Here is a 2,629-nt window from a genome sequence, read left to right as displayed (position 1 = left end):
ATGTTTGAGAAGGCATGAAAATGGTTTATATAAAGTGAGCAGGCATTCGCTTTCTCTCTATATGTTAACTTTGTCAGGGGGTGACCGTTTTTATGCAAAATTTTTAAGTTACATTTATATAGAAAGAAAGTGGTGATTTCATATTAACGAAAAATTAGGAATGTATGTAGAATAATGAATGGGTGGAAAAGCTATTCAAATAAGGGAATGCAAGGATCTTTAATATGCTCAACTAATAAAATATGAATTTGCCCGCGATGATGATAAAAGTGTGCAACGATTTCAAGTAACCATTCGAATCGAGAGTAAGAAATACCCCAATAAGCAGTCATAATTTCTGCTAATTCTTCATTGGAATAGGATAAAAAAGTTTTAGAAAGTAAATCGTACCCTTGTATCATCGTTTGTTGCATTTGAGTAATTGTTTCTGGTGTTTGTTCTATATAAAAGGTATGTAATTCTTTTTCTGTAATGCCATTTAATATGAGTAAATCAGCATGGCAAATAAGGGAAAGATGTGTACACATTTCAAATAATGACCGCTTTGATTCAATCGGTTGTATTTTCAAATCACTTTCAGTATATTGGTTCAGTATTTGAATGGAAGTATCGATAGCAATTTTAACTTGATTCAATGCAGATGGAACAAACATTGTAATTATTCTCGCCTCCGTATATAATAATTTCTTAAGGGTATTATATCATACTCAAAATTCCGAAAATTCTAGTAGTTTGACTAGCATAGTGAAAAGTATTATATTGTAAAAGGTCATATGAAACATGAAATAGAATGGAATGTAATTATTGAGTTAGGAGTTAGACCAATGAGCTTGAAATATGGAAGAGATACAATTGTTGAAGTTGACTTAAATGCTGTAAAACATAATGTAAAAGAATTTAAAAAACATGTAAACGATGAAAATATTGCGATGATGGCTGCTGTAAAAGCGAATGGATATGGTCATGGGGCAGTTGAAGTTGCGAAATCGGCTATTGAAGCAGGAATAAACCAACTTGCAGTTGCATTTGTAGACGAAGCAATTGAATTAAGAGAAGCTGGAATCACTGTACCTATTTTAATTTTAGGATATACACCAGTAGCAGCTGTAGAAGATGTAATTCAATATGACGTTATGATGACTGTTTATAGAGTAGAAGATTTACAAGGTATAGATGAAGTTGCAAACCATCTTCAAAAGAAAGTGCGAATTCATGTGAAAATTGATACAGGAATGAGCCGTATTGGTTTACAGGAAGAAGAAGTTAAACCGTTTTTTGAAGAGTTAAAACGTATGCGATATGTAGAAGTAGTAGGGATGTTTACACATTACTCTACCGCTGATGAAATAGATAAAACTTATACAAATATGCAAACAAGTTTGTTTGAGAAAGCTGTAAATACAGCGGAAGAATTAGGAATTCGTTTTCCATATATTCACAGTTCAAACAGTGCAGGATCAATGGAACTTAGTAACACATTTCAAAATATGGTTCGTGTCGGTATTGGAATCTACGGTATGTATCCTTCAAGAGAAGTGGATCATACAGTTGCTTCCTTACAGCCAGCGTTGTCTTTAAAATCAAAAGTAGCTCATGTTAAACATGCGAAGAAAAATCGTGGTGTTAGCTATGGGAATACGTATGTAACAACGGGTGAAGAATGGATTGCAACTGTACCAATTGGTTATGCTGATGGTTATAATCGTCAGTTATCTAATAAAGGGCATGCATTAATTAATGGAGTTAGAGTACCTGTTATTGGTCGTGTTTGTATGGATCAGCTTATGCTAGATGTTACAAATGCAATGCCAGTACAAGTAGGAGACGAAGTTGTATTCTACGGCAAACAAGGTGAAGAAGAGATTGCGGTGGAAGAAATAGCAGATATGCTAGGTACAATTAACTATGAAGTTACATGTATGTTGGACAGAAGAATTCCACGTGTCTATAAAGAAAATGATGAAACGACTGCGGTTGTAAATATATTAAGAAAAAATAAAAAAGCTGAATCGTTATGATTCAGCTTTTTTGCTTTTGGCAAATGAAAAATGTTCTATTTGCACCGTGTAGTTGTATATTGTTAAATCCTACAGATTTTAAAGAGGCAATAATTTCGTCTCTAAAATAACATGCTTCCTCGATAGAAAAGTCACTCCTATTCCAATAATCCATAATAATCATACTTCGTCATGATTTCAAATCCACACTGTGTATAAAGTTTTAAGGCATTGTTATTTTTCGTTTCGACGTCTAATTCAATTGTGGAAACTCCTTCGGTAATAAGTGTATGTACCATATAACTAAGAATATCTTTACCATATCCTTTACCTTGATAAGAAGGATGAACTGCGAATCCTGATAGTGTAATAGACTGCTCTTGCTCAGTAACGGTAATCGTTCCGATTGCTTTTTCATTAATAAAAGCAATGTAAACTTGATGAGAAGGTGACTTCATCATTTTTTGTAACCATGTGGATGTATTTGCTGCCGAATCTCCAAAAGCTTTACTAGCGATTTCTATAAGGTCAGGAAGTAATTCAGAAGATGCAACGGTAAGGTTAATATGATTTTTCATTGTTTTTTGTGCTTCGTTTATTTTGAACTCCATACCGTACTCACTATATAAATA

The 2,629-nt window shown here is 33.4% G+C and carries 3 protein-coding genes; 1 reads left to right on the top strand and 2 read right to left on the bottom strand.

Annotated elements, in window-relative coordinates:
* Nucleotides 1-191: 191 nt before the first annotated feature.
* Nucleotides 192-653: a DinB family protein gene (locus tag AC1DTM_RS22280; protein ID WP_016104636.1), complete on the bottom strand. Its 462-nt coding sequence runs from the start codon at nt 651-653 to the stop codon at nt 192-194.
* A 171-nt stretch (nt 654-824) separates the two neighbouring features.
* On the opposite strand from AC1DTM_RS22280, the gene alr reads away from it, so the two are divergent.
* A complete protein-coding gene (gene alr / locus AC1DTM_RS22275; protein ID WP_016104637.1) occupies nt 825-2,018 on the top strand; it encodes an alanine racemase in 1,194 nt (397 codons plus the stop codon).
* A gap of 137 nt (nt 2,019-2,155) precedes the next feature.
* Here alr and AC1DTM_RS22270 read toward each other — a convergent pair.
* A partial coding sequence (locus AC1DTM_RS22270) for a GNAT family N-acetyltransferase (protein ID WP_477000898.1) occupies nt 2,156-2,629 on the bottom strand: 474 nt, incomplete at its 5' end.

The organism is Bacillus sp. P4_D3 (assembly GCF_056401855.1).
Note: the sequence above shows the minus strand (reverse complement) of the source record. Positions and strands in the feature narration are given on the sequence as shown.